The 19,874-nt window shown below is 72.0% G+C and carries 22 protein-coding genes; 7 read left to right on the forward strand and 15 right to left on the reverse strand.

Annotation, left to right across the window (positions count from 1 at the left end; translation table 11 throughout):
* Nucleotides 1-104: 104 nt before the first annotated feature.
* Complete coding sequence (locus AB0E91_RS16215) at nt 105-866, reverse strand: phosphoglyceromutase (RefSeq protein WP_361781215.1); 762 nt, start codon at nt 864-866, stop codon at nt 105-107.
* A 205-nt stretch (nt 867-1,071) separates the two neighbouring features.
* Between AB0E91_RS16215 and AB0E91_RS16220 the strand changes: the two genes are divergently transcribed.
* The gene (locus AB0E91_RS16220) at nt 1,072-2,406 is read left to right on the forward strand and encodes an MFS transporter (RefSeq protein WP_361781218.1); all 1,335 of its coding nucleotides are present in this window, start codon (nt 1,072-1,074) and stop codon (nt 2,404-2,406) included.
* A 24-nt stretch (nt 2,407-2,430) separates the two neighbouring features.
* Here AB0E91_RS16220 and AB0E91_RS16225 read toward each other — a convergent pair whose 3' ends face one another.
* Nucleotides 2,431-2,877: a DUF2000 domain-containing protein gene (locus AB0E91_RS16225; RefSeq protein WP_361781221.1), complete on the reverse strand. Its 447-nt coding sequence runs from the start codon at nt 2,875-2,877 to the stop codon at nt 2,431-2,433.
* A 49-nt stretch (nt 2,878-2,926) separates the two neighbouring features.
* Here AB0E91_RS16225 and AB0E91_RS16230 point away from each other — a divergent pair, with 49 nt between their 5' ends.
* Nucleotides 2,927-3,724: an AraC family transcriptional regulator gene (locus AB0E91_RS16230; RefSeq protein WP_361781224.1), complete on the forward strand. Its 798-nt coding sequence runs from the start codon at nt 2,927-2,929 to the stop codon at nt 3,722-3,724.
* 7 nt (nt 3,725-3,731) lie between these two features.
* On the opposite strand, the gene AB0E91_RS16235 is transcribed toward AB0E91_RS16230, so the two are convergent.
* Together AB0E91_RS16235 and mshA are read right to left on the reverse strand one after the other, a co-directional pair.
* Entirely contained in the window at nt 3,732-4,232 is a 501-nt protein-coding gene (locus AB0E91_RS16235) for a YbjN domain-containing protein (RefSeq protein WP_361781356.1), read from the reverse strand.
* A gap of 250 nt (nt 4,233-4,482) precedes the next feature.
* Nucleotides 4,483-5,820 carry a D-inositol-3-phosphate glycosyltransferase gene (gene mshA / locus AB0E91_RS16240; RefSeq protein WP_361781227.1) on the reverse strand — a complete coding sequence of 446 codons (1,338 nt, stop codon included), beginning with the start codon at nt 5,818-5,820 and terminating at the stop codon, nt 4,483-4,485.
* A 311-nt stretch (nt 5,821-6,131) separates the two neighbouring features.
* Between mshA and AB0E91_RS16245 the strand changes: the two genes are divergently transcribed.
* From AB0E91_RS16245 to AB0E91_RS16255, 3 genes are all read left to right on the forward strand, one after another.
* Nucleotides 6,132-6,947 carry a class I SAM-dependent methyltransferase gene (locus tag AB0E91_RS16245; RefSeq protein ID WP_361781230.1) on the forward strand — a complete coding sequence of 272 codons (816 nt, stop codon included), beginning with the start codon at nt 6,132-6,134 and terminating at the stop codon, nt 6,945-6,947.
* Nucleotides 6,948-7,225: 278 nt separating this feature from the next.
* Nucleotides 7,226-8,362: an NlpC/P60 family protein gene (locus AB0E91_RS16250; RefSeq protein WP_361781233.1), complete on the forward strand. Its 1,137-nt coding sequence runs from the start codon at nt 7,226-7,228 to the stop codon at nt 8,360-8,362.
* A gap of 364 nt (nt 8,363-8,726) precedes the next feature.
* Nucleotides 8,727-10,034: a fused response regulator/phosphatase gene (locus AB0E91_RS16255; RefSeq protein WP_361781236.1), complete on the forward strand. Its 1,308-nt coding sequence runs from the start codon at nt 8,727-8,729 to the stop codon at nt 10,032-10,034.
* Nucleotides 10,035-10,075: 41 nt separating this feature from the next.
* On the opposite strand, the gene AB0E91_RS16260 is transcribed toward AB0E91_RS16255, so the two are convergent.
* The 3 genes from AB0E91_RS16260 to AB0E91_RS16270 form a co-directional block, all read right to left on the reverse strand.
* Nucleotides 10,076-10,423 (reverse strand): DUF2516 family protein, encoded by a 348-nt coding sequence (locus tag AB0E91_RS16260; protein WP_361781239.1) that lies wholly within the window; start codon nt 10,421-10,423, stop codon nt 10,076-10,078.
* 103 nt (nt 10,424-10,526) lie between these two features.
* The gene (locus AB0E91_RS16265) at nt 10,527-11,144 is read right to left on the reverse strand and encodes a hypothetical protein (protein WP_361781242.1); all 618 of its coding nucleotides are present in this window, start codon (nt 11,142-11,144) and stop codon (nt 10,527-10,529) included.
* A gap of 81 nt (nt 11,145-11,225) precedes the next feature.
* Entirely contained in the window at nt 11,226-11,720 is a 495-nt protein-coding gene (locus AB0E91_RS16270; RefSeq protein ID WP_361781245.1) for a helix-turn-helix transcriptional regulator, read from the reverse strand.
* A 210-nt stretch (nt 11,721-11,930) separates the two neighbouring features.
* Here AB0E91_RS16270 and AB0E91_RS16275 point away from each other — a divergent pair, with 210 nt between their 5' ends.
* Both AB0E91_RS16275 and AB0E91_RS16280 read left to right on the forward strand, forming a co-directional pair.
* On the forward strand, nt 11,931-12,440 hold the full coding sequence (locus AB0E91_RS16275) for an NUDIX domain-containing protein (RefSeq protein ID WP_361781248.1): 510 nt from the start codon (nt 11,931-11,933) through the stop codon (nt 12,438-12,440).
* 81 nt (nt 12,441-12,521) lie between these two features.
* Nucleotides 12,522-13,118 (forward strand): nucleotidyltransferase family protein, encoded by a 597-nt coding sequence (locus tag AB0E91_RS16280; protein WP_361781251.1) that lies wholly within the window; start codon nt 12,522-12,524, stop codon nt 13,116-13,118.
* 134 nt (nt 13,119-13,252) lie between these two features.
* Here AB0E91_RS16280 and AB0E91_RS16285 read toward each other — a convergent pair whose 3' ends face one another.
* From AB0E91_RS16285 to AB0E91_RS16320, 8 genes are all read right to left on the reverse strand, one after another.
* Entirely contained in the window at nt 13,253-13,414 is a 162-nt protein-coding gene (locus tag AB0E91_RS16285) for a hypothetical protein (RefSeq protein ID WP_361781254.1), read from the reverse strand.
* Between the two features lie 171 nt (nt 13,415-13,585).
* Nucleotides 13,586-14,188 (reverse strand): hypothetical protein, encoded by a 603-nt coding sequence (locus AB0E91_RS16290; RefSeq protein WP_361781257.1) that lies wholly within the window; start codon nt 14,186-14,188, stop codon nt 13,586-13,588.
* A 320-nt stretch (nt 14,189-14,508) separates the two neighbouring features.
* Nucleotides 14,509-15,258 carry a DUF1963 domain-containing protein gene (locus AB0E91_RS16295; RefSeq protein ID WP_361781260.1) on the reverse strand — a complete coding sequence of 250 codons (750 nt, stop codon included), beginning with the start codon at nt 15,256-15,258 and terminating at the stop codon, nt 14,509-14,511.
* A gap of 82 nt (nt 15,259-15,340) precedes the next feature.
* Nucleotides 15,341-15,910 carry a hypothetical protein gene (locus tag AB0E91_RS16300; RefSeq protein ID WP_361781263.1) on the reverse strand — a complete coding sequence of 190 codons (570 nt, stop codon included), beginning with the start codon at nt 15,908-15,910 and terminating at the stop codon, nt 15,341-15,343.
* Nucleotides 15,911-16,074: 164 nt separating this feature from the next.
* A complete protein-coding gene (locus AB0E91_RS16305; protein ID WP_361781266.1) occupies nt 16,075-16,566 on the reverse strand; it encodes an HAD domain-containing protein in 492 nt (163 codons plus the stop codon).
* 15 nt (nt 16,567-16,581) lie between these two features.
* Nucleotides 16,582-17,595, reverse strand: coding sequence for a phosphotransferase (locus tag AB0E91_RS16310; protein ID WP_361781269.1), 1,014 nt, complete (start codon nt 17,593-17,595; stop codon nt 16,582-16,584).
* A gap of 394 nt (nt 17,596-17,989) precedes the next feature.
* Nucleotides 17,990-18,715, reverse strand: a complete 726-nt coding sequence (locus AB0E91_RS16315) for an HAD-IA family hydrolase (RefSeq protein ID WP_361781272.1) — start codon at nt 18,713-18,715, stop codon at nt 17,990-17,992.
* Nucleotides 18,716-18,744: 29 nt separating this feature from the next.
* Nucleotides 18,745-19,668: a GntR family transcriptional regulator gene (locus AB0E91_RS16320; protein ID WP_361781275.1), complete on the reverse strand. Its 924-nt coding sequence runs from the start codon at nt 19,666-19,668 to the stop codon at nt 18,745-18,747.
* Between the last annotated feature and the right edge of the window lie 206 nt (nt 19,669-19,874).

Consider the following 19,874-nt stretch of genomic DNA (forward strand, 5'->3'; position numbering starts at 1 on the left):
CCGAAGGCAGCCGTATCGGACCATGGGCGCCCCAGAGCATGAGAGAAGGCCCCCACCGGCAGCAAAACAGCCGGTGGGGGCCTCCGGAAAAGCCAAGGACCGCGTTACTTCTTCTTGCCCTGGTTCTTCACAGCCTCGATCGCAGCCGCGGCCGCCTCCGGGTCCAGGTACTTCCCGCCGCGCGTCACCGGCTTGAAGTCGGCGTCCAGCTCGTAGTACAGCGGGATGCCCGTCGGGATGTTCAGGCCCGCGATGTCCTCGTCCGAGATGCCGTCCAGGTGCTTGACCAGGGCGCGGAGGGAGTTGCCGTGGGCGGCGACCAGGACGGTGTTGCCGTCGAGGAGGTCGGGGACGATGTTGTCGTACCAGTAGGGGAGCATCCGGACGACGACGTCCTTGAGGCACTCCGTCTGGGGGCGCAGCTCAGGGGGGAGGTCGGCGTAGCGGGCGTCGTTGAACTGGGAGTACTCCGCGTCGCGCGGGAGCGGCGGCGGCGGGGTGTCGTAGGAGCGGCGCCAGAGCATGAACTGGTCCTCGCCGAACTCGGCCAGCGTCTCCGCCTTGTTCTTGCCCTGGAGCGCGCCGTAGTGGCGCTCGTTCAGGCGCCAGCTGCGGTGGACCGGGATCCAGTGGCGGTCCGCGGCCTCCAGCGACAGCTGGGCCGTGCGGATCGCGCGCTTCTGGAGCGACGTGTGGACCACGTCGGGCAGCAGGCCGGCGTCCGTCAGCAGCTCACCGCCGCGGACCGCCTCCTTCTCGCCCTTCTCGTTGAGGTTGACGTCCACCCAGCCGGTGAACAGGTTCTTCGCGTTCCACTCGCTCTCGCCGTGGCGGAGGAGGATCAGCTTGTACGGTGCGTCGGCCATGAGTCAGAGCGTAATCCACCCCCCGGACGACCGTCCCAGCCGCCCGGACGACCGCCCCGCCCGCCCACGACGACCGTCCCAGCCGCCCACAGGAGCCGAAAGACACCCACAGTTGACGGCATCTGTTAATTGAGTGGCCCCCGACAACGCGCCCGGAGTAAGTTGCGCACACCGAAAGCACCACTTACCGGGGGGTCTCGTCCACATGTCCGCGCTCGCCGCGCCCGTCGGCCGTCTCACATCGGCCGCCCGCGCCTCCGTCTCCGGCATGCCCCGCGCCTTCTGGTGGCTGTGGACCAGCACCCTGATCAACCGGCTCGGTGCCTTCGTCGCCACCTTCATGGCGCTCTATCTGACCCTCGACCGCGGCTACTCCGCCTCGTACGCCGGTCTCGTCGCCTCCCTGCACGGGCTCGGCGGCGTCGTCTCCTCGCTGGGCGGCGGCGTGATGGCGGACAGGTTCGGCAGGCGGCCCACCCTGCTCGTCGCGCAGCTCGCCACCGCCGCCTCGGTCGCCCTGCTCGGCTTCATGCGCGACCCGGTCGCCATCGCGGGCGTCGCCTTCCTGGTCGGCGCCGCCTCCAACGCCTCCCGGCCCGCCGTGCAGGCGATGATGGCCGACATCGTGCGCCCCGAGGACCGGGTCCGCGCCTTCTCGCTCAACTACTGGGCGATCAACCTCGGCTTCGCCGTCTCCTCCATGGGCGCCGGTTTCATCGCCCGCTACAGCTACCGCGCCGGGTTCCTCATCGAGGCCGGCATGACGCTGGTCTGCGCGATCGTCGTCTTCCTCAAGCTGCCCGAGTCCCGCCCCGCGCCCACCGCCAAGGAGGCCGGGAGCGAGGTCGGCCTCGGAACCGTGCTGCGCGACCGGCGGTACATGGCGGTCGTCGGGCTGTCCTTCCTCATCGCGCTGGTCTTCCAGCAGGGCTCCGTCGGTCTGCCGGTGGCCATGGGCCGCGCCGGGTTCTCCCCCGCCGACTACGGCATGGCCATCGCCGTCAACGGCATCCTCATCGTCGTCCTCCAGATCCCGGTCACCCGCTTCATCAAGCACCGCGACGCCCGCATGCTACTGGTCGTCTCCTCGCTCCTCGCGGGCTACGGCTTCGGGCTCACCGCCTTCGCCGGATCGGTCGGGCTCTTCGCGCTGACAGTCGTCGTGTGGACCCTCGCCGAGATCGTGAACGCGCCGACCCAGACCGGGCTCGTCGTACGCCTCTCCCCCGTCCACGGGCGCGGCCGCTACCAGGGCGTCTACGGCCTGTCCTGGTCCGCGGCCGCCCTGGTCGCCCCGCTGGTGTCCGGCACGGTGATCGACCGGTTCGGGGCGGCGTGGCTGTGGGCCGGGTGCGCGGCGGTCGGCACGGTCGCGGGGATCGGGTACGGGGTGCTGATGCGGAGGCTGCCGAAGGAGGAGAGCATCGCCCTTCAGACCGACGCTGCCCCGAAGAGTCAGGCGGAATCCGCCCCGGCGGACACCGTCGGCAAGGACGCCGACACCGACGCCGACGCCCCCGCCGGGCTGCGTACCGCCTGACCCTCCTGGGGCGCCCCGCGTCCCCTACGGATGCATCCGCGCCCCCTTCGTCACCTTGTCCACCCCGTTCCTCGGGCCGTACACCGCGAGACCGACCAGGTCGAGTTCCGCCGTGGGTACGGCCCGTACGGCTGCCCGGTTGTCGTGGTCGTTGCCGGTGGCGAAGAGGTCGGCGGTGAAGAGGGCGCGGGGCAGGGCGCGGGCGAGCGCACGTGTGTGGGCCGCACACAGGGTCTCCTTGGAGCCCTCGAAGACCAGGACGGGCTGGCGGAACATGGGGAGGTAACCCACACCGTCGGCGTCTTCGTAGGGCGCGCCCACCACCTCGGGGACCTGGCTGCCCAGGCCGCTGACCAGGAACGCGGTGACGTTGAGGCGCTGCCAGGGTTCCAGGTCGTCCCGAAGCAGTACGGCGATCTTGGTGTCGAACCGGGTGACGGGGCCGTCGGCGGGGAGGGGCTGTTCGTTCATGCCCCGAGACTGCCGACCGGGGCGCGGAGCCGTCTTGTACGTTGTTTGCATGGTCTCCGACCGACGTGGTGACGTCGCCGCCTGGCGCCCGCGCGTACCGGGTGTCGTGGAGGTCTTCCACGCCCGTTTCACGGAGTACGCGTATCCGATGCACGTCCACGACGCCTGGACGCTGCTGATCGTGGACGACGGCGCGGTGCGGTACGACCTCGGACGGCACGAGCACGGCACCCCGCGCGACACGGTCACCCTGCTGCCCCCGCATGTGCCGCACAACGGCGCCGCCGCCACCCCGGACGGCTTCCGCAAGCGGGTGCTGTACCTCGACGAGAGCCTGCTCGGCGCCGAGTTGATCGGCGCCGCCGTCGACGGCCCCGACCTCGCGGACGCCCTGCTGCGCGAGCGGGTGGGACGGCTGCACGGGGCACTGCGGCGGGCCGGGGACGAACTGGAGGCGGAGAGCAGGCTCGCACTGGTCGGCGAGCGCCTGCGGGACCATCTCCGGCGCCGGGAACGGCCGTCCTCCCGGCCCGACCCCCTACTGGCCGGGCAGCTACGGGAGTTGCTGGACGAACAGGTCGCCGGCCGCCTCACCCTCGCGGACGCCGCCCGGCTCCTGCACGCCCATCCCGCCCACCTGGTACGGACGTTCAGCACCGCCTACGGCATCCCCCCGCACCAGTACCTGACCTCCCGCCGCGTCGGCCGGGCCCGCCGCCTCCTGCTCGACGGCCTGACCCCGAGCGAGGTCGCGGCGGCGACCGGCTTCTGCGACCAGTCCCATCTCACGCGGCACTTCAAGCGGTTGGTGGGGGTGACGCCGGGGCGCTACCGGGGCCGGAGCTGACGAATCGTCAGCCTTCTTCCCGGCGGAACAGGTGCGCGAAGGCGTCCAGGTTGCGGGTGGACTCGCCGCGGGCGACGCGCCAGGCGTGTTCCTTGCGGATCGCGGAGGCGAAGCCCAGTTCCAGGAGGGTGTTGAAGGCGCCGTCGGCCGCTTCGAGGACCTGGCCGAGGAGGCGGTCGATCTCGTCGGGGGTGACGGCGGCGAGGGGGAGGCGGGCGGTGACGTAGATGTCGCCGAGGTGGTCGACCGCGTAACTCACGCCGTACAGCTTGAGGTTGCGCTCCAGGAGCCAGCGGTGGACGCCGGCCTCGTTCTCGTCGGGGTGCCGGATGACGAAGGCGTTCACGGAGAGGGTGTGGCGGCCGACGAGGAACGACACGGTGGTGGAGAGCTTGCGGGTGCCGGGGAGCTTGACGACGTAGGACCCGGCCTCGGGGCTCTCCCACTCCAGCTCGGCGTCCTTGAGGGCGTCCTCGATCACGCGCGCGGGCCTGTCGGAATCGTCCATGTGCGTCTCGCCCGTGTGCGCTTCACCCATGTCCGCCCCGCTACCCATGTTCGACTCGCCCATGTCGTCGGCCCTCATGTGGGCTCGGCCCGTGTCCTCCGGACCCATGTCCGTCCCGCCCATGTCGGCGGCCTCCATGTGGGCACCGCCCATGTCCTCCGGACCCGTGTCCGTCCCGCCCATGTCGGCGACGTCCATGTGCGCAACGCCCATGTGTGCAGCGCCCATGTCGGCCGGCCCCAGGTCCGCCTCACCCATGCGGCGAGCGTACGCGACGCCGGTGTGCCGCCATCGCGGCCGTGTAGACGTCCGCCGTCGCCGCCGCCGAGGCGTCCCAGCCGAAGGCGAGGGCGTGGTGGGCGGCGGCGGCGCCCATGCGGTCGGAGAGGGTGGGGTCGTCGGCGAAGCGGCGGAGCACGTGGGCGTAGGCGGCCGGGTCGTGGCCGTCGACCAGGAAGCCGGTCTCGCCGTCGCGCACGGCGACCGGGAGGCCGCCGACCGAGGCGGCGATCACCGGTGTGCCGGTGGCCTGCGCCTCGATGGCGACGAGGCCGAAGGACTCGCTGTGGGACGGCATGACCAGGACGGACGCGGCCCGGAACCAGTCCGCGAGCTGTTCCTGCCCGACCGGCGGCCGGAACCGTACGACGTCCGTGATGCCGAGCCGCGCGGCGAGCTTCTGCAGCCCCTCGGGCTTGGCGAGGCCGCTGCCGCTGGGCCCGCCCACGACGGGTACGACGATCCTCGGCCGCAGGTCGGGGCGCTCGTCCAGGAGATGGGCGACGGCGCGGAGCAGCACGTCGGGGGCCTTGAGGGGCTGTATCCGGCCGGCGAAGAGGGGGATCAGGGCGTCCTGCGGCAGCCCGAGCCGGGCGCGGGCGGCGGCGCGGCCCGTCGCCACGCGGAAACGGGCGAGGTTCACGCCGGGGTGGACGACGGCGACCTTGGCGGGATCGGCCTCGTAGTGCCGGACGAGTTCGGCGGCTTCCTCGGCGGTGTTGGCGATGAGCCGCCCGGCGGCGTGCACGATCTGGGTCTCGCCGATCACGCGCGCGGCGGGCTCGGGAGTGTCGCCGACCGCCAGGCTGGCGTTCTTGACCTTGGCCATGGTGTGCATGGCGTGGACCAGCGGGACGCCCCAGCGCTGGGCGGCGAGCCAGCCGACGTGGCCGGAGAGCCAGTAGTGGGAGTGGACGAGGTCGTAGTGGCCGGGGCGGTGTCCGGCCCAGGCCTGCATCACGCCGTGGGTGAAGGCGCACAGCTGGGCGGGCAGGTCCTCCTTGGCCAGGCCCTCGTAGGGGCCCGCGTCCACGTGCCGGACCAGGACGCCGGGGGCGAGCTGGACGGTGGGGGCGAGGTCGCCGGAGGTGGCCCGGGTGAAGATCTCGACCTCGATGTTGATCGCGGCGAGCCGCTGGGCCAGCTCCACGATGTAGACGTTCATGCCGCCCGCGTCGCCGGTGCCGGGCTGGTGGAGCGGCGAGGTGTGCACGGAGAGCATGGCGACCCGGCGGGGCTTGCGGTGCAGTCTCAGCCGGGGCGGAGCCGCCGGGGAGCGACGCCCGAGCCTGCTGACGTACTGGCTCACGTGGCGTTCCTCCTCCTCGGCGCGGCCATGACGACCGGAGGACCGACCCAGCCCTCCCGGACGTGCAACACCGGACGGGTATCCGGCCATTTCCCGTTGACGGCCCCGATCAAGCGGCTTTACCGAATCATGACCATGATTCGCTCAACCGTTCGGGCCTGGTGTGAGTCCAGGACCGACGCACCTCCGGGACCGGCACGCGCCTCCGGGACCGGCACGCGCCCCAAACCAGCACACGCCCCGGACCGGCACCGGCCCAAACCGGCACGCACCCGGCCGGAGGCCCTCCGCGCCCGCTTACCCTCGTATCCATGGCAACCCGCGCGACCTCCCGACCCGTAGGCACGGTGACGCGCGGCACCACCAACCCCAACCGGCTGCGCCGCATGGACCGCTGGATCGCGGCCACGCACGGCGCCGAGCTGCGCCGCGCGGACGCGCCGGTGGCCGTCGACCTCGGGTACGGCGCCGCGCCCTGGACCGCCGTCGAGCTGCTCGGACGGCTGCGGACCGCCGCACCCCGCGCCCAGGTGGTCGGCGTCGAGATCGAGCCGGAGCGGGTCGCGGCGGCGCGGCCGTACGAGCGCGAGGGGCTGACCTTCCGGCACGGCGGCTTCGAGATCCCGGTGCCCGGGCGGCCGGCCCTGATCCGGGCGGCGAACGTGCTGCGGCAGTACGACGAGGACCAGGTCGCGGCCGTGTGGCAGCGGCTGTGCGCGCGGCTCGCCCCGGCTGCTGGGGTTTCGCGCGGCGGGCTCCTCGTCGAGGGGACGTGCGACGAGATCGGGCGGCGGCACGTGTGGGTCGCGCTCGGCCCCGAGGGCCCGCGCACGGTGACCTTCGCGACCCGGCTCGGCTCCCTGGAGCGCCCCTCCGACCTCGCCGAGCGGCTGCCGAAGGCGCTGATCCACCGCAATGTGCCCGGCGAACCGGTGTACGCCTTCCTGCGCGACTTCGACCGCGCGTGGGCCGCCGCCGCACCCTTCGCCTCCTACGGCGCCCGTCAGCGCTGGCTGCGTACGGTCCGGGACCTGACGGCCGACTGGCCGGTGACGGACGGCCCCGCGCGCTGGCGCCAGGGCGAAGTCACCGTGGACTGGGCGGCCTTGGCGCCCCGCACGCACTGAGCCGCCGACTCCCCGCCCGTACTGAGCCGCCGGTCCCCTCCGGAATCGCGGGGGAACGATCGCGGGGGAACGATCTCCGCGCGCCGTACGTCACACCGGCGGAAGATCGTCGTCAACCGCCCGCGCCGGGGGGAGTACGGGAGGGGCGGGAGTCGCAAAGGGCCGAAAGAGGCAACAGGGAGTGCGACTTCGTACCACCTCTGTCACTTCGAGCCCATTCGTGACACGATCCCTCGGGCAGCACGCATTACTGACGGTAAATCAGCTTGGGGGAATGTATGGGTTCGGGCAAGCGCGGCCTGCTCGCCGCCGCCGTGACCGTGGTGTGCGCGGTGACCGTGCTGGCGGGTGCCGGTACGGCGTTCGCGTCGGTGCCGCCCGAACCGTCCGTGGCGACCGCGTCCGGCTCACCCGCGCCCGCGGGCAGCCCGGTGCCGGGCACGACGCCGGGTACGACGCCCGCACCCGCGCCCACCCCCGACAAGGATCTGGAGAAGATCCGCGAGCAGCTCGACCGGCTCTACCACGACGCCGCCGTCGCCACCGACGCCTACAACGCGGCCGAGGAGAAGGCCGAGAAGCAGTCCGCCGAGCTCGACGACCTCAACGCGCGGATCGCGGAGGGCAAGGCGAAGCTGGAGCGGCTCAAGGACCAGGCGGGCGCGACCGCGCGGGCCCAGTACCGCGACGGCGGCCTGCCGCCCATGGCGCGGTTCCTGCTCACCGACGACCCGCAGCGGTTCGCGGACTCGGCGGCGACGATCCTCAACGGCGAGCGGGCGACCAGGAAGCTGCTCACCGAAACGGCGCGCACCCAGGACGAGTTGCGGGGATACGCGGACGACGCCGCCGCCCGCATGAAGAAGCTGGAGGCCGACCGCGCGGCCAAGGACGCGGCGAAGAAGAAGATCGAGAAGCGGATCGCGGACGCCGAACTCCTCGAGTCCCGGCTGGAGAAGAAGGAGAAGGAGTGGCTGGCCGAGCTGGAGCGGCAGGCCGCCCGCGCGGCGCAGACCGCCTGGCTGGACAGCGGCGTCCTCGACGGCATCAGCGACAAGGCTTCCGCCGAGGGGAAGAAGGCGGTCGCGTTCGCCACCGCCCAGCTCGGCAAGCCGTACGTGTGGGGCGCCGAGGGCCCCGACTCCTTCGACTGCTCCGGGCTCACCTCCCAGGCGTGGGCCGCGGCAGGGCACCCGATCCCGCGCACCTCGCAGGAGCAGTGGCGGCAGCTCCCCCACGTGGCGGTGAAGGACATGCGCCCCGGGGACCTGATCATCTACTTCGGCGACGCCACGCACGTCGCGATGTACGCCGGTGACGGCAAGATCATCCACGCGCCGCGCCCCGGGCGCACGGTGACGGTGACCGGGGCGGGGACGATGCCGATCCTGGGCGTCGTACGGCCGCACGCCTGATCGGGGCCCCGGGCGTCGCCGTACGGCCGGGACGCGCAACCCGCGGCCGGCACCGCCGTACGCCCGTACCCGTGACCCGCACCGCCGTACGCCCGCACCCGTGACCCCCGTCACGCCGAGCACCCCCGCGCCCGTGTGACCGACTCCACGCGAGCCCCCGTTCGCCGAGTGAGCTTCGTCATCCCGGCGTGGCCCCGCGCACCCCGAACCCCCTTGCGCGGCACGGCACATGGCTGCCCCTCGCACCCGAGCGACGCGGCTCACACCATTCCGCCGGAACCGCCGCAACCGCTATGGTCACCCGACGGTGGATCGAGACCCCTCGACACCACCACCCTCGGGGGGAGCGAAGGAACCCAGGAAGATGCCCGTACCCATACCGCGGCAGAGGGCGATCCCGGCCGTGGAAAGTGGTCAGGCTCGGGCCGCCACCGTGCTCGGCGGCCCCCTCGAACAGGAGGCCGGCCGCGACACCACGCCCCATGGCGCCACCGCCGCACCGCTCACCCTGCTGCTGATCGAGGACGACCCGGCGGGGCCGATCGTGCCCGAGCTGCTGGACTCCTCCGGCAAGCCGATCCGCGTCCGCACCGCCCGCAACCTCACCGAGGCCGGACGGCTGCTCACCGACGACGTCCACTGCATCCTCCTGGACCTCGCGCTGCCCGTCCCGGGCCGTCCGGAGGACCCCGACGAGCTGGCCGTACTGCGCCAGGTCCTTGAGCTGGCCCCCCGGCAGGCGGTGATCGCGCTGACCGCCTCCGGTGACGCCGAGCGCGGCGCCGAGGCCGTACGCGTGGGCGCCCAGGACTATCTCTTCCGCGACGAGCTGGACAGCCGGCTGCTCAACCGCGCCATCCGCTACGCCGTCGAGCGCAAGCGCTCCGACACCGCCGAGCGGCGCCTGGCCGAGGGCAGGCTGCGCGCGCAGGAGAACCGGCGCCTGGAGCGCGGCCTGCTGCCGACCCCGCTGCTTGAGGGCTCCGGGCTGCGCTTCGCCGCGCGCTACCGCCCCGGCCGCTCCCGCGCGCTGCTGGGCGGCGACTTCTACGACGCGGTGCGCACCCCCGATGGCACCGTGCACGCCATGATCGGCGACGTCTGCGGCCACGGCCCGGACGAAGCCGCGCTCGGCGTGGAGCTGCGCATCGCCTGGCGGGCGCTGACCCTGGCCGGGCTGTGCGGGGACCAGCTCCTGGACACCCTCCAAGAGGTACTGATCCACGAGCGCGCCCACGAGGAGATCTTCGCGACCCTCTGCACGGTGGACATCTCCCCGGACGGCCGCCGCGCGGGCCTGTGCCTGGCCGGCCACCCCTCCCCGCTGCTGGTACGCCCCGGCGGCACCGCCCCCGTGCCACGCCTGCTGCCGTACGAGAACAACGGCCCCGCCCTCGGCCTCCTGCCCGGCGCCCGCTGGCCCCGGATGCAGGTCGAGCTGGGTGCCGAGTGGAGCCTGATGCTCTACACCGACGGTCTGATCGAGGGCCGCGTCGGCACCGACGGCGACCGGCTCGGCCAGGACGGCATGACGGCGATGATCCACCGCCAGCTCTGTGAGGGCCTGCGCGGCGAGGAACTGCTGCGCGCGGCCGTCAACGAGGCACGGAACCTCAACGGGGGCGACCTCACCGACGACGTGGCGGTGGTGTTGCTGGAGCGGCAGCGGTAACGCTGCCGCCGGGGCTCCCCGCGTGCGGTTCCCGCGTGTGGTCAACGGCCGCCGTTGTACGGGCCGTACGGGCCGTCGCTGTTGCCGCCGCGGCGGCGGTTCCGGCTCCAGACGCGGCCGCCGGAGACGCGGGTGAGGGCGGGGCGGACGTCCACGAAGAAGACGATCGTGGCGACCAGGCCCGCGAGCTGGAGGAACAGCATCGGGACGAGCAGGTTCACCGCGACGGCGACGCCCAGGATGATCAGCCAGAAGCCCTTGTTCTGCTTGTCGGCCGCGCGGTAGGCGTCCTCGCGGAACAGGAGTGCCAGGACGAAGGCCACCACGGCCAGGACGAGCATGGCGGTGTAGATCAGCCACATCACGTCGCCGAACGCCGTCATCAGCACAATGCCACCACCCGGTTCGAATCGTCGGTAAAGCCACCGTACCCAGAGAACGGGCCGGGCACCCCGAAGGTGCCCGGCCCGTTCCCCATGGTGTCCGGCGGTGTCACTTGGCCGGCGGCGTGGTCTTCTTCGCGGTCGGCGGCGTCTTGCGGGCAGCCGGGGACTTCTTCGGGGCGACCGGCTTCTTCGCGGCGGCGGCCGACTCGGGGGTGACCGGCGTGGGCTGCGCCGTGAGCGGGGTCGCGGCGGGGGCCGGGGCCGGCTCGGGCGCGCCCTCGACGGCGATGGCGAAGTCCTCGATCTCCTCGGCCGCGTCGCCGCGCCAGGTCTTCACGGCCTGCTCGCCGTGCTCGGCGACCTTCTCGTAGGTCTCGCGGGCCTTGACGGCGTACTCGGCGGCGACGCCGACACCGCGCAGGGCGAGGTCCTGGGCGGACTCACCGAGCTTCTTGATGTCCACGTCGAGGGTGCCGATGAGCTGGTTGAGCCGGGTCTGCAGGCCCTCCTGCGCCTCCTTGGCGCGCGCGGTGGCCTTCGCCTGGACCTCCTTGGGGTCGGTGGCGCGCACCTTGTCGATCTTCGCCGGGGCCTCGGCGCGGAGCTGCTCGACCAGTGCGGGCACCTTCTTGGCCTGCTGCAGAGCGAGATCGGCGGTTCCGGCGGCGAAGTAGAGCGGAGTCGGGTCGCTGAAGGTCTTGCGCAGGTCGTCGGTGATGGCCATGGTGATGGTCCTCCCGGATTCGATTCGCGTTCGGCTGAGGTTGTTGTTGGTCCGCGTGCGGCGACCGAAGCCCTGGTCCGGCTACTGTCCGGCCGTCCGCCGCGGACCGGCATCACTGCCGCCGGCCGTGCGGGTGCCGCGTGCGGTGGTGTCGCCCGTGTCGTCCTCGGCGCTGCCGGGCCGCTCCTCCCCCTCTGCCCCTGCCTCCGGCTCCGATACGCCGACCCCGAATCCGTTCTCCTTGCGGAAGGACTCGTAGATCTGGAGCAGCACCTGCTTCTGCCGCTCGTTCAGCGAGGGATCGGCGAGGAGGACGGCGCGCGTCTCGACCTCGTCCCGGTCCCGTTCGGCGTCGAGGATTCCGGCGCGGACGTACAGCGTCTCGGCGGAGATGCGCAGCGCCTTGGCGACCTGCTGCAACACCTCCGCGCTCGGCTTGCGCAGCCCGCGCTCGATCTGGCTCAGGTACGGATTGGACACCCCGGCGGCATCGGCGAGCTGCCGCAGCGACAGCTGTGCGTTGCGCCGCTGCTCGCGCAGATACTCACCGAGATTGCCGACGTTGAGCGATGCCATGCCTCCACCATGCCTCACCCTTGCTAACTATTGCAAGCATCCGCTAGCAGGAGTGTGCGTGTGTCGTCGGCGCGGGTGAGTCCGAGCACGACAGGTGTCGTATGTGCAGGACAACTGTCGCCATCCGGGTGCAGCCTCCTGGTGCAGGCGCCTTGGGGGCCGGCCTCCGCGAGTCGCCGAGAAACGGCGTTGTCGGTGGGCTCTGCCAGGGTGTGCGTCGTGGATGAATGGGTGGAGCGTGTCGACGGTCAAGATCGTGTGCTGGGGGTGGTCAGCCGTCGGGAGGCCATCCGGGAGGGTTGGCTGCACCGGGTCGCCGTGACGGTGTGTCGTGATGCGCGTGGGCGGATCCTCGTCCATCGGCGGTCGGAGCAGGTGTCGCGCTTCCCCGGGCTCCATGAGGTCGTAGTCGGTGGCGCCACAAACGTCGGCGAGTCCTACGAACACGCCGCCGCGCGGGAGCTGGCCGAAGAGCTGGGCATTCGTGCGCTGCCGCGCCTGCTGTTCACGTTCGTCAACCGCAGCGGTTTGAGCCCTCACTGGCTCGGCGTGCACGAAGCCGTGGTGCCGGACACCGTGGCCGCCGATCCCGATGAGGTCGCCTGGCATGGCTGGCTGACCGAGCCGGAGCTGCGGTCGGCCCTGTTGGAGTGGCGCTTCACCCCCGACAGCCATGAAGCCTTCAGCCGGTATCTCGCGTTCCGGACGACGCAGTCCTGACCTGGCCCGCCTCGCGGGCCGAGGCGCCTGCTTGCAGCCAACGCGCCTTGTGCGAGCGGCTGTTCGTGATAGGGAGTACGGATGTTTGGTCGACTCCCGCTTGTCGAGCAGCTCGATGGCCTGCGGTCCGTGCTCTCCCAGAACGAGGTCCTGACCGACGTGCTGACCAGGGCGGCGACGTTGGAATTGCCCGGCTGGTATGTGACGGCGGGGTGCCTGTTCCAGACGGTGTGGAACGTGGTCACCGACAGGCCCCCGACCAGCGGCATCAAGGACTACGACATCTTCTACTTCGACGGCACTGACCTGTCCTGGGAGGCAGAGGATGCCGTGATCAAGGCAGGGCAGCAGGTGTTCGCCGGGCTGCCGGCCGAGGTGGAGATCCGCAACGAGGCCCGTGTGCATCTCTGGTACGAGCAGAAATTCGGAGTGACCTGTCCGCCTCACGAGTCCACCGAGGCGGCGATCGACTCGTTCGCCGCGACGACGTGCTGTCTGGGGGTGCGCCTGGACCGCGACGGTGGATGGCGCGTCTATGCGCCCCACGGGCTCTCCGACGTGTTCAACCTCGTGGTCCGACCCAACCCGGCGCTTGCTCCGCGGGAGGTCTATGAGGCCAAGGCGGCGCGCTGGAGGGACGAGTGGCCGGAGCTCACCGTGCTGCCGTGGCCGGGCTGACGCTCGGATGCGAGTGATCATGCGGCGAGTTCCTCTCCGGCGGACCGGTTGTCCTTGACGGCAGCCCGGAGTGGCTACGAGATCCGGGCGGGGCGGCGCAGGTAGGCGCTGAGAGTCCGATCGGCGTCGCGCAGTCACTGGACGAGCGGGTCCAGACCGGCCGGTGCCGTTGATCGCGCCGCCAGGTGAACCCGCATCGGCCGCCGGTCCGCCACCGGCGCATGCCCCAGATGCCGTACCGGACCCGTCACCTCGTCCCCGGCGTACGGAGCGGTGATGCCTTGCAGATCAGTCATGTACCCCGACAAACGGCACCCCCTTCCCGGGATTCGGTGATCTTCGGAGTTGGCGACAACTAGCTCGCTCCGTATCAGCGGGGGCGGGCGCGGCTGACGCTTCTCGCTGAAAGTGAGCCACTCTCGGTCCACGTATGCGGGCCTCCGCCCGTCGCCCTGGGTCACACCACGTCAGGCCGTGGACCGACCGTCGAGGCGGTGCTCCTCGGAGGGCATCGAGTCCCATTCGGTGTACGCGCCGTCGCGCGGCACCATGAACAACGGGCGCGACCGGAGGACCGGCCCGACCGGTTGCCCGCGCATGACGACCCCGGGATCATCCGGTCCCGCGTAGCCCTCGGGCATGTACTGGAAGGGCATGTCCGTTGCCTCGGCATACGCGACGAGGTCACTCTCCAGCTCCGACAGGTCCCTCCCCACCAGCGGGATTCCGTCGTACGCGACCTGGGGACCGGTCACGGCGTCGGCAGCGATGCAGAACAGCCCCACGGCTTGGCTCCCATAAGCCGTGACGGCAGGTGAAGGAAGAGCTGCCCCACGACGGTGGACCGCGACCTTCCAGGTCGGCGAGAAGACCGCGTGGTCCCGTGCACCATCACCGACCTCCGTCCGGCCGAGCGTCCCGGTCGCCTCGACCACCTCCTCGACGGTCATACCGAACCGGAGTGGTCCGACGCCGACAGTCGGCGTATAGGACCACTCGTCCCGTCCGGCGACGCCGATATCGGCTTCGGCCTTGAACGCCATCACCCGGTCCGCATCCGCTCGCTCCACCGGGTCACTATGACAGGGGAAACATCGCGCTCAGTCTCGGCAGCCTGCGTGCCGCCTCGTCCTCGCACCGGGCGTCCCAACGCTCGCCGCGCGGGCGGCGGTTGTCGCCCCCGTCGCCCTGCTCGGCGCCGGGCCGCACCGCATCTCGCTCAAGATGACTCATCGCTGGTCACGGCCTCGACGTGGTTCGCCCTCACCGAGACGGGACAGACCGGCGGGTGTCCGTCCGGTGCTTCTTCGCTCCTTCCAGGGACGGACGGCCGTGAGCTACGGCCTCCAGCACGGTTGGAGGTCGACCGGCCAAGCGGCAGCGGGTGGGCTCAGCAGCAGCGCATCTCCGCGCTTGCCGCGCTGAAGTCGCCCTCCGCGTACGCCTTTTCCGGGATCGTGAAGTACAGGGTGCCCGCGTCTCCCCAGGTCCAGTCGAGGTCGTCGTCTTCGGCGAGCTGGAGGAGGTGGAGGGAGTCGGGTGGCATGGCGGAGGTGGCGTAGGAGGTGTCGGGCCAGCCGAGGGCTCGGTGGGTGCCGGCCGTGTTGCCGTCGAGGTCGGACATCGTGTCGAGGAGGAGGGAGGCGACGCCCCAGTACTCGTCCGGGTCGTACGCCAGAGCGGTGTTGGGCACGTCCCAGCAGTCGGGGAGCATCACGACCTCGGTGGGAAGGACGGGGTGGGCCGGGTAGCGGCGGGCCGGGGTGGGGGCGGGGGTCTCGGTGGCCCTCAGGGGGTCGGCGGGGATCACCCGGGACGCCTGCGGGGCTCCGGCGGGCAGCCGCCGGTACTCCTCGTAGGGGATGTCCGGGTCCAGGTAGAAGAAGTTCAGCAGACCGGGGGCGCCCCCCAGGGCCTCGGTGTCGAGGACGGCCAGGAGGGAGAGGGGGACACCGTCGAGGTCGGGCCAGGGAGTGCCCGGGTTCAGGCGGGCGGCGCCGCCGAGGGTGCAGCGGGTGGCACCCCGCGCGGGTTCCAGGCGGAAGCCCCGGCGGGCGAGCGCCGCGTACTGGGCGCCGACCCGCTCCCCCAGCCGTTCCGCGCAGACCCCGCGCAGCTCGGCCATGTCCGTGAACTCCATCTACTGCCTTCCCTCCGGATGCCCCGCTACGACGATCGGCTCTCGACCGCAACTCACCTGATTCACCTGGGACTTGAGCCCGCTACTCCCTCGTCCACTCCCTCGTCCACAACGTCAGGTCCGCGCTCGTCGCCACCGCCAGTGTCCGGCCCGAGGGGGAGAAGCCGACGGCGCGGAGTTCGGCGTAGGTGGAGTGCAGGATGTGCCACCAGGTGGTGCCGGGCTCGCCCTGGTGGAAGCCGCCGGCGGTGGAGAGGATGACGCGGTCGTGGGGCCAGTCGGGGCTGACCGCGGTCACGGTCCAGCCGTCGCCCGAGCCGCTGTGCAGGCCGCCGCCGAACAGACCGGCGATGCGCACCGGTTGGCCCGCGACGGGGCCGAGACCGGGGCAGGTGAGGTCGTCGTCCGGGGTGTCGGGGTCGCGGTCGCGGGCGATCTTCTCGCCGGTGACCGCGTCGAAGAGGCCGTGGCCGTCGTGGGACACCACCATGACGAGGTCCCGCCCGCTGCCGGGGTGCACGGCGAAGCCGATGCCGAGCAGGCCGCCGATGGGGGTGCGCCGGTCCAGCACCGGCCGCCAGGGCGCGGGGGCGGGCACGACGGGGGCGGCGAGAAGGCGCTCGCGCAGCTTCTGCTGGTACTCGGTGATCACGACGGCTCCTCGACACGGATCGGCCCGCCGACGGTACCGCCCGCCGCCCGAACGGGCGGAGGCCCACTGCGTCACGCCGGTCCACGGCCCGTGCGCGGTTCGGCTTCCGACGTCTCACCGACGAGCGGCGGCTGGACGCGGTCGAGCGACTGGCCCCCGATCCCCTACGGGAGCACTCCCTGGTCCCCCAGCCACCCCCGCACCGCCCCGAAGTCCGCGTCCGTCAGCCCGTACACGTGGTTCACCCGGTGCAGCAGTGCCGGGCCCCGGTGATGTACGGCGACCCACGCGCGGTCCGCCTCCGTCAGCTCGTCGTCCATCCAGACGAACGGCCGTCCCGCCGCCCAGGCCACCAGCGGCCGTGTCTTCCAGTGGAGCAGCCCCGGCGGCTCGTCCTCGTCCGGCCACTCGACGACGGGCAGTGGGGGCAGCCCCAGCCAGGGGGCGATGATCTCGTTGGCCTCGTCCATCCAGGTGGAGGCCCACACCAGCTCGCAGCCCAGCGCCGTCAGCCGCGCGCCCAGGGCGGGGTCGACCCGCCAGAGCAGCGGATGCCCATCGGACGGTCCGGCCACCCCGCGCTCGTACACCGGGTACGCGTCGTCGGGCGCCCCGTAGGGGATGAGGGCGCCGTCGATGTCGAGGAAGAGCAGCATGTCCCGCAGGATGTCCTATCCGCGCCGCCACCGCCGCAGCGCCTCGGCGACGGCCGGGACGTCCGGCGGGGTGAGGCCCAGCGGACCCGCGGCCTCGGCCAGGACGGCGGCGAGCCGGCCGGCCGCCTCGGTCACGGGGGCCGGGGCGGGCGGCAGCGAGAGGGCCGTACGGATCACGTCGGTGAAGACGGACTGCGCGCGCTTGTAGGCGAGCAGCCGCTCCAGGTCGTGCCGCCAGCCGCGCGTGGCCCTGGGCCGCACGGCCTCGGCCACCGCCGCCCACCGCTCGGCCATGTCCCGCGCCTGCGGGGCCGGGTAGCGCATCAGGTGGAGGTGGGTCGCGAGGTCGTAGAGGGGGTCGCCGACCATCGCCAACTCCCAGTCGATGACCCAGAGGACGCCATCCGGGTCGACGATCAGGTTCTCCCGGTGCAGGTCCGCGTGGAGCAGCCGGAAGGGACGGCGGGCCAGCCCCGAGACCTGCTTGCGGAGGTAGGTGAACGACTCCTCCTCCAGGCCCAGCTCCGCAAAGAGCTCCCCGAACCGGTCGAGATTGGCGCGGTACACCTGGTGCTCGGTGAAGTGGACGAGCCGTTCCAGGAAGCCGTCGGTGTCGCCGTCGGCCGGGCGGTCCTGCTCCTGGCAGCGCCGCTCGACCGTCAGGCCCCAGGGGTCGACCCGGGCCAGCCTGCCGAACAGCCGGACGATCTGGTGGCCGAGCAGCTCCGGGACCTGGGTGCCGGAGGGGTGGAGCGAACCGAGCGTACGGCCCTCCACGAACCGCATCAGCCGCAGCCCGCCGACCTCCACGATCTCCGGGACGCCCCGCACCCGGCCGCCGAGGGCCGCCAGCAGCCGCTCCTCCGAGGCGAAGCAGCGCCGGTCGAACCAGAGCAGCCCCTCCCTCGGCTCCCGGCATTTCCACCGCCCCGCCCGGTCCCCGCCCGCCTCGCCCGGCAGGGGGAACACATACGTCTCGTGGTGATAGCCGTGCAGCGGACCTTCGATCACGCTGTCGTCGCCGCTCATCTCGGCAGCGCGCTGCCGAGCGGGGGAAGTCGTTCCGTGGGACATGCGCCCGTATCTCTCGCCGTGCGCGCCCTGCCCGGCGGGCGCGAAGTGGCAGCAAGGTACCGGTTTTCCGGCCGGGTGGAGGCCGTTACGGCCGCGCCGCTCCGTACCCGGTCGCCCTGGCCGACGAGCGGACGTACACACGTACCAGCGGCGCGGCCGCAGTGCCACGGAACCCGAGCGTCCGCTAGTGCCGCGGCAGGCAACGTTTACCCGTCAAGGAGCGGCGGCCGGTGCGTGCTCTCGGCGTGCCGGCCGGAAGTCCTCGTACTGGACGTACTTGGGCTTTCGGCTGGTGCGGCGAGAGTGCGTGCCGGGCGTCGCGACGGGGCGAACGTTGCCTGTTGCGGCACTAGCTGCGCAGCGCCACCAGCAGGGGCTCCAGGGAGGGCAGGACCGTGCGCGCGCCGGAATCGCCCAGGGGCTTGGCGCGGCGCTCGTCGCGGGCGTAGCCGACGAAGCGGACGCCCGCCTGGCGGGCGGCGACGACGTCGGCCGGGGAGTCGCCGATCATCAGGGCGGCGGACGGCTCCGCGCCCAGGGCGTCCAGGGCGCGGTTGAGGCAGTCGGGGTCGGGCTTGAGGCGGTGCAGGTCGGGGGTGCGGCCGTAGACGTGCGGGCCGAAACAGCCGGTCAGGCCCCGGCCCGCCAGATAGGCGTGGACCACGAGCGGGGAGTTGTTGGTGGTGATGGCGAGGCGGGAGCCCACGGCCGTCCAGGTGCGGATCAGCGGGTCGGCGTAGGCGGTGGGCATCGCGGAGGCCGCGGCCCGCAGCTCCTCCTCGGTCAGGAGCTGCTCCAGCTCCGCCACCAGCTCGCTGCCGGGATGGGCGCGGTCCACCGCGCGGAGCACCACCTGGGGGTCCAGGGTGCCGCGCTCGGCGGGGGTGAGCAGGCCCGTCAGCCCGCGCTCCGCCAGCCAGTCCACCAGCCCGACGGCCACGCTCTCCGCCGTGTGCCCGGCGAACAGCCGGCAGATCGGCCCGTCGAAGTCCCAGAGCACGATCCGGGTGCCGATCAGTTCCCGTAGCTTCTCGATCTCGTACGCGGTCGGTTTCTCAGCCGATTCGGTCGCCACCGGTTCAGTCTGCGTCGTCGTCTCAGAAGTCACCAGGAGAGTGTCAGGTCCGATGCGATGGTTTCCCAGAGGGCGTCAAACCAGTTCTGCGACTGTTCCACGAACGCGGCGTCCCGTCGGCCCGCCCGCCGGTCGAAGGAGAACAGCAGGGACTCGGAGCCGAGCGTGTCGTACATCTCCAGGGTGCCGCTGTCGGTGGGCTCCTCGCGGCGCGTGACCATGTAGTACGCGTACAGCGCCTCGGTGCCGTTGAGCAGGTACAGCTTGGCGGGCGGGGTGAACGGCAGGGCGCGGAAGGTCACGTTCACCTCGATGCCGTGGGTGGAACGCAGGGCCTCCAGGTTGTACTGGAGGACCTGGCCCTGGGCGTTGCGCATGGCGAGCCAGCGCCGGTGCACCGGGTCGTCGTCGCGGTGGCGCGCGGGGTGGTCGTCCTGTTCACGCGGGGCGGTCTGTTCGCGCGGGGCGGCCGAGACCGGGAAGGCGAGGTCGATGTCCCGGGAGGGCAGCAGCACGCGGGCGTCGATCCGCTCGGGCCGGACCTTGCCCTCGTGGATGAGGCGCAGCGGCTCGCCGAGGGCGGGCGTCAGGCTCTGCGCGGTCAGACACACCGCATCCACGCGAACGTGGGGCGCGGTGAACGCCTCGGCCAGGCGCGGGGCGAGGCCCACCATCGTGGGCTGCGGCTCGTCCAGTGCGGGGGCGGGCTCCGCGATCCTCGGCGGGCTGCCCTTGCTGACCCCGCTGAGCAGACCGGCGCCGTGCAGCACCCGCAGCGCCTGCCGCACGGCCCCACGCTCCACACCGAACTCCTCGGCCAACTCGGCCTGTGTGGGGAGACGTTGGCCCACTCTGAGGTCGCCGCTGCGTATGCGTTCCCGGAGGATGTCGGCGATCTCCTGCGCGGTACGCCGCCCGCCGTTCACGGCCACGTTCTCCTGGGTCACGACCAAACGGTACAACTTAGCGTCATCTTCCGGGAGTTGTTCCGAGAAGGAGCCAAGTAGCAGCCATGGCCAGAGGAGTTGGCTGCCAACTCGGACTGTTCTCGGATCGACCCGGGCCTAGGGGGTGTCTCGTCGATCAGGCCGGATCAGGGAGCGGCGTCTGGTGCCGTGCATCGCAAGGCGGAGGAGGGAGTCGATGCGGAGCATCGGCG

The organism is Streptomyces sp. NPDC026659, from assembly GCF_040638245.1.
GTDB lineage: Bacteria > Actinomycetota > Actinomycetes > Streptomycetales > Streptomycetaceae > Streptomyces.

Bases quoted from the DNA above. Each gene is read 5' to 3' on its own strand.
- AB0E91_RS16215 (WP_361781215.1), bottom strand. From the start codon at position 866: ATGGCCGACGCACCGTACAAGCTGATCCTCCTCCGCCACGGCGAGAGC.
- AB0E91_RS16220 (WP_361781218.1), top strand. From the start codon at position 1,072: ATGTCCGCGCTCGCCGCGCCCGTCGGCCGTCTCACATCGGCCGCCCGC.
- AB0E91_RS16225 (WP_361781221.1), bottom strand. From the start codon at position 2,877: ATGAACGAACAGCCCCTCCCCGCCGACGGCCCCGTCACCCGGTTCGAC.
- AB0E91_RS16230 (WP_361781224.1), top strand. From the start codon at position 2,927: ATGGTCTCCGACCGACGTGGTGACGTCGCCGCCTGGCGCCCGCGCGTA.
- AB0E91_RS16235 (WP_361781356.1), bottom strand. From the start codon at position 4,232: ATGGACGATTCCGACAGGCCCGCGCGCGTGATCGAGGACGCCCTCAAG.
- AB0E91_RS16245 (WP_361781230.1), top strand. From the start codon at position 6,132: ATGGCAACCCGCGCGACCTCCCGACCCGTAGGCACGGTGACGCGCGGC.
- AB0E91_RS16250 (WP_361781233.1), top strand. From the start codon at position 7,226: ATGGGTTCGGGCAAGCGCGGCCTGCTCGCCGCCGCCGTGACCGTGGTG.
- AB0E91_RS16255 (WP_361781236.1), top strand. From the start codon at position 8,727: ATGCCCGTACCCATACCGCGGCAGAGGGCGATCCCGGCCGTGGAAAGT.
- AB0E91_RS16265 (WP_361781242.1), bottom strand. From the start codon at position 11,144: ATGGCCATCACCGACGACCTGCGCAAGACCTTCAGCGACCCGACTCCG.
- AB0E91_RS16270 (WP_361781245.1), bottom strand. From the start codon at position 11,720: ATGGCATCGCTCAACGTCGGCAATCTCGGTGAGTATCTGCGCGAGCAG.
- AB0E91_RS16280 (WP_361781251.1), top strand. From the start codon at position 12,522: ATGTTTGGTCGACTCCCGCTTGTCGAGCAGCTCGATGGCCTGCGGTCC.
- AB0E91_RS16285 (WP_361781254.1), bottom strand. From the start codon at position 13,414: ATGACTGATCTGCAAGGCATCACCGCTCCGTACGCCGGGGACGAGGTG.
- AB0E91_RS16295 (WP_361781260.1), bottom strand. From the start codon at position 15,258: ATGGAGTTCACGGACATGGCCGAGCTGCGCGGGGTCTGCGCGGAACGG.
- AB0E91_RS16305 (WP_361781266.1), bottom strand. From the start codon at position 16,566: ATGCTGCTCTTCCTCGACATCGACGGCGCCCTCATCCCCTACGGGGCG.
- AB0E91_RS16310 (WP_361781269.1), bottom strand. From the start codon at position 17,595: ATGAGCGGCGACGACAGCGTGATCGAAGGTCCGCTGCACGGCTATCAC.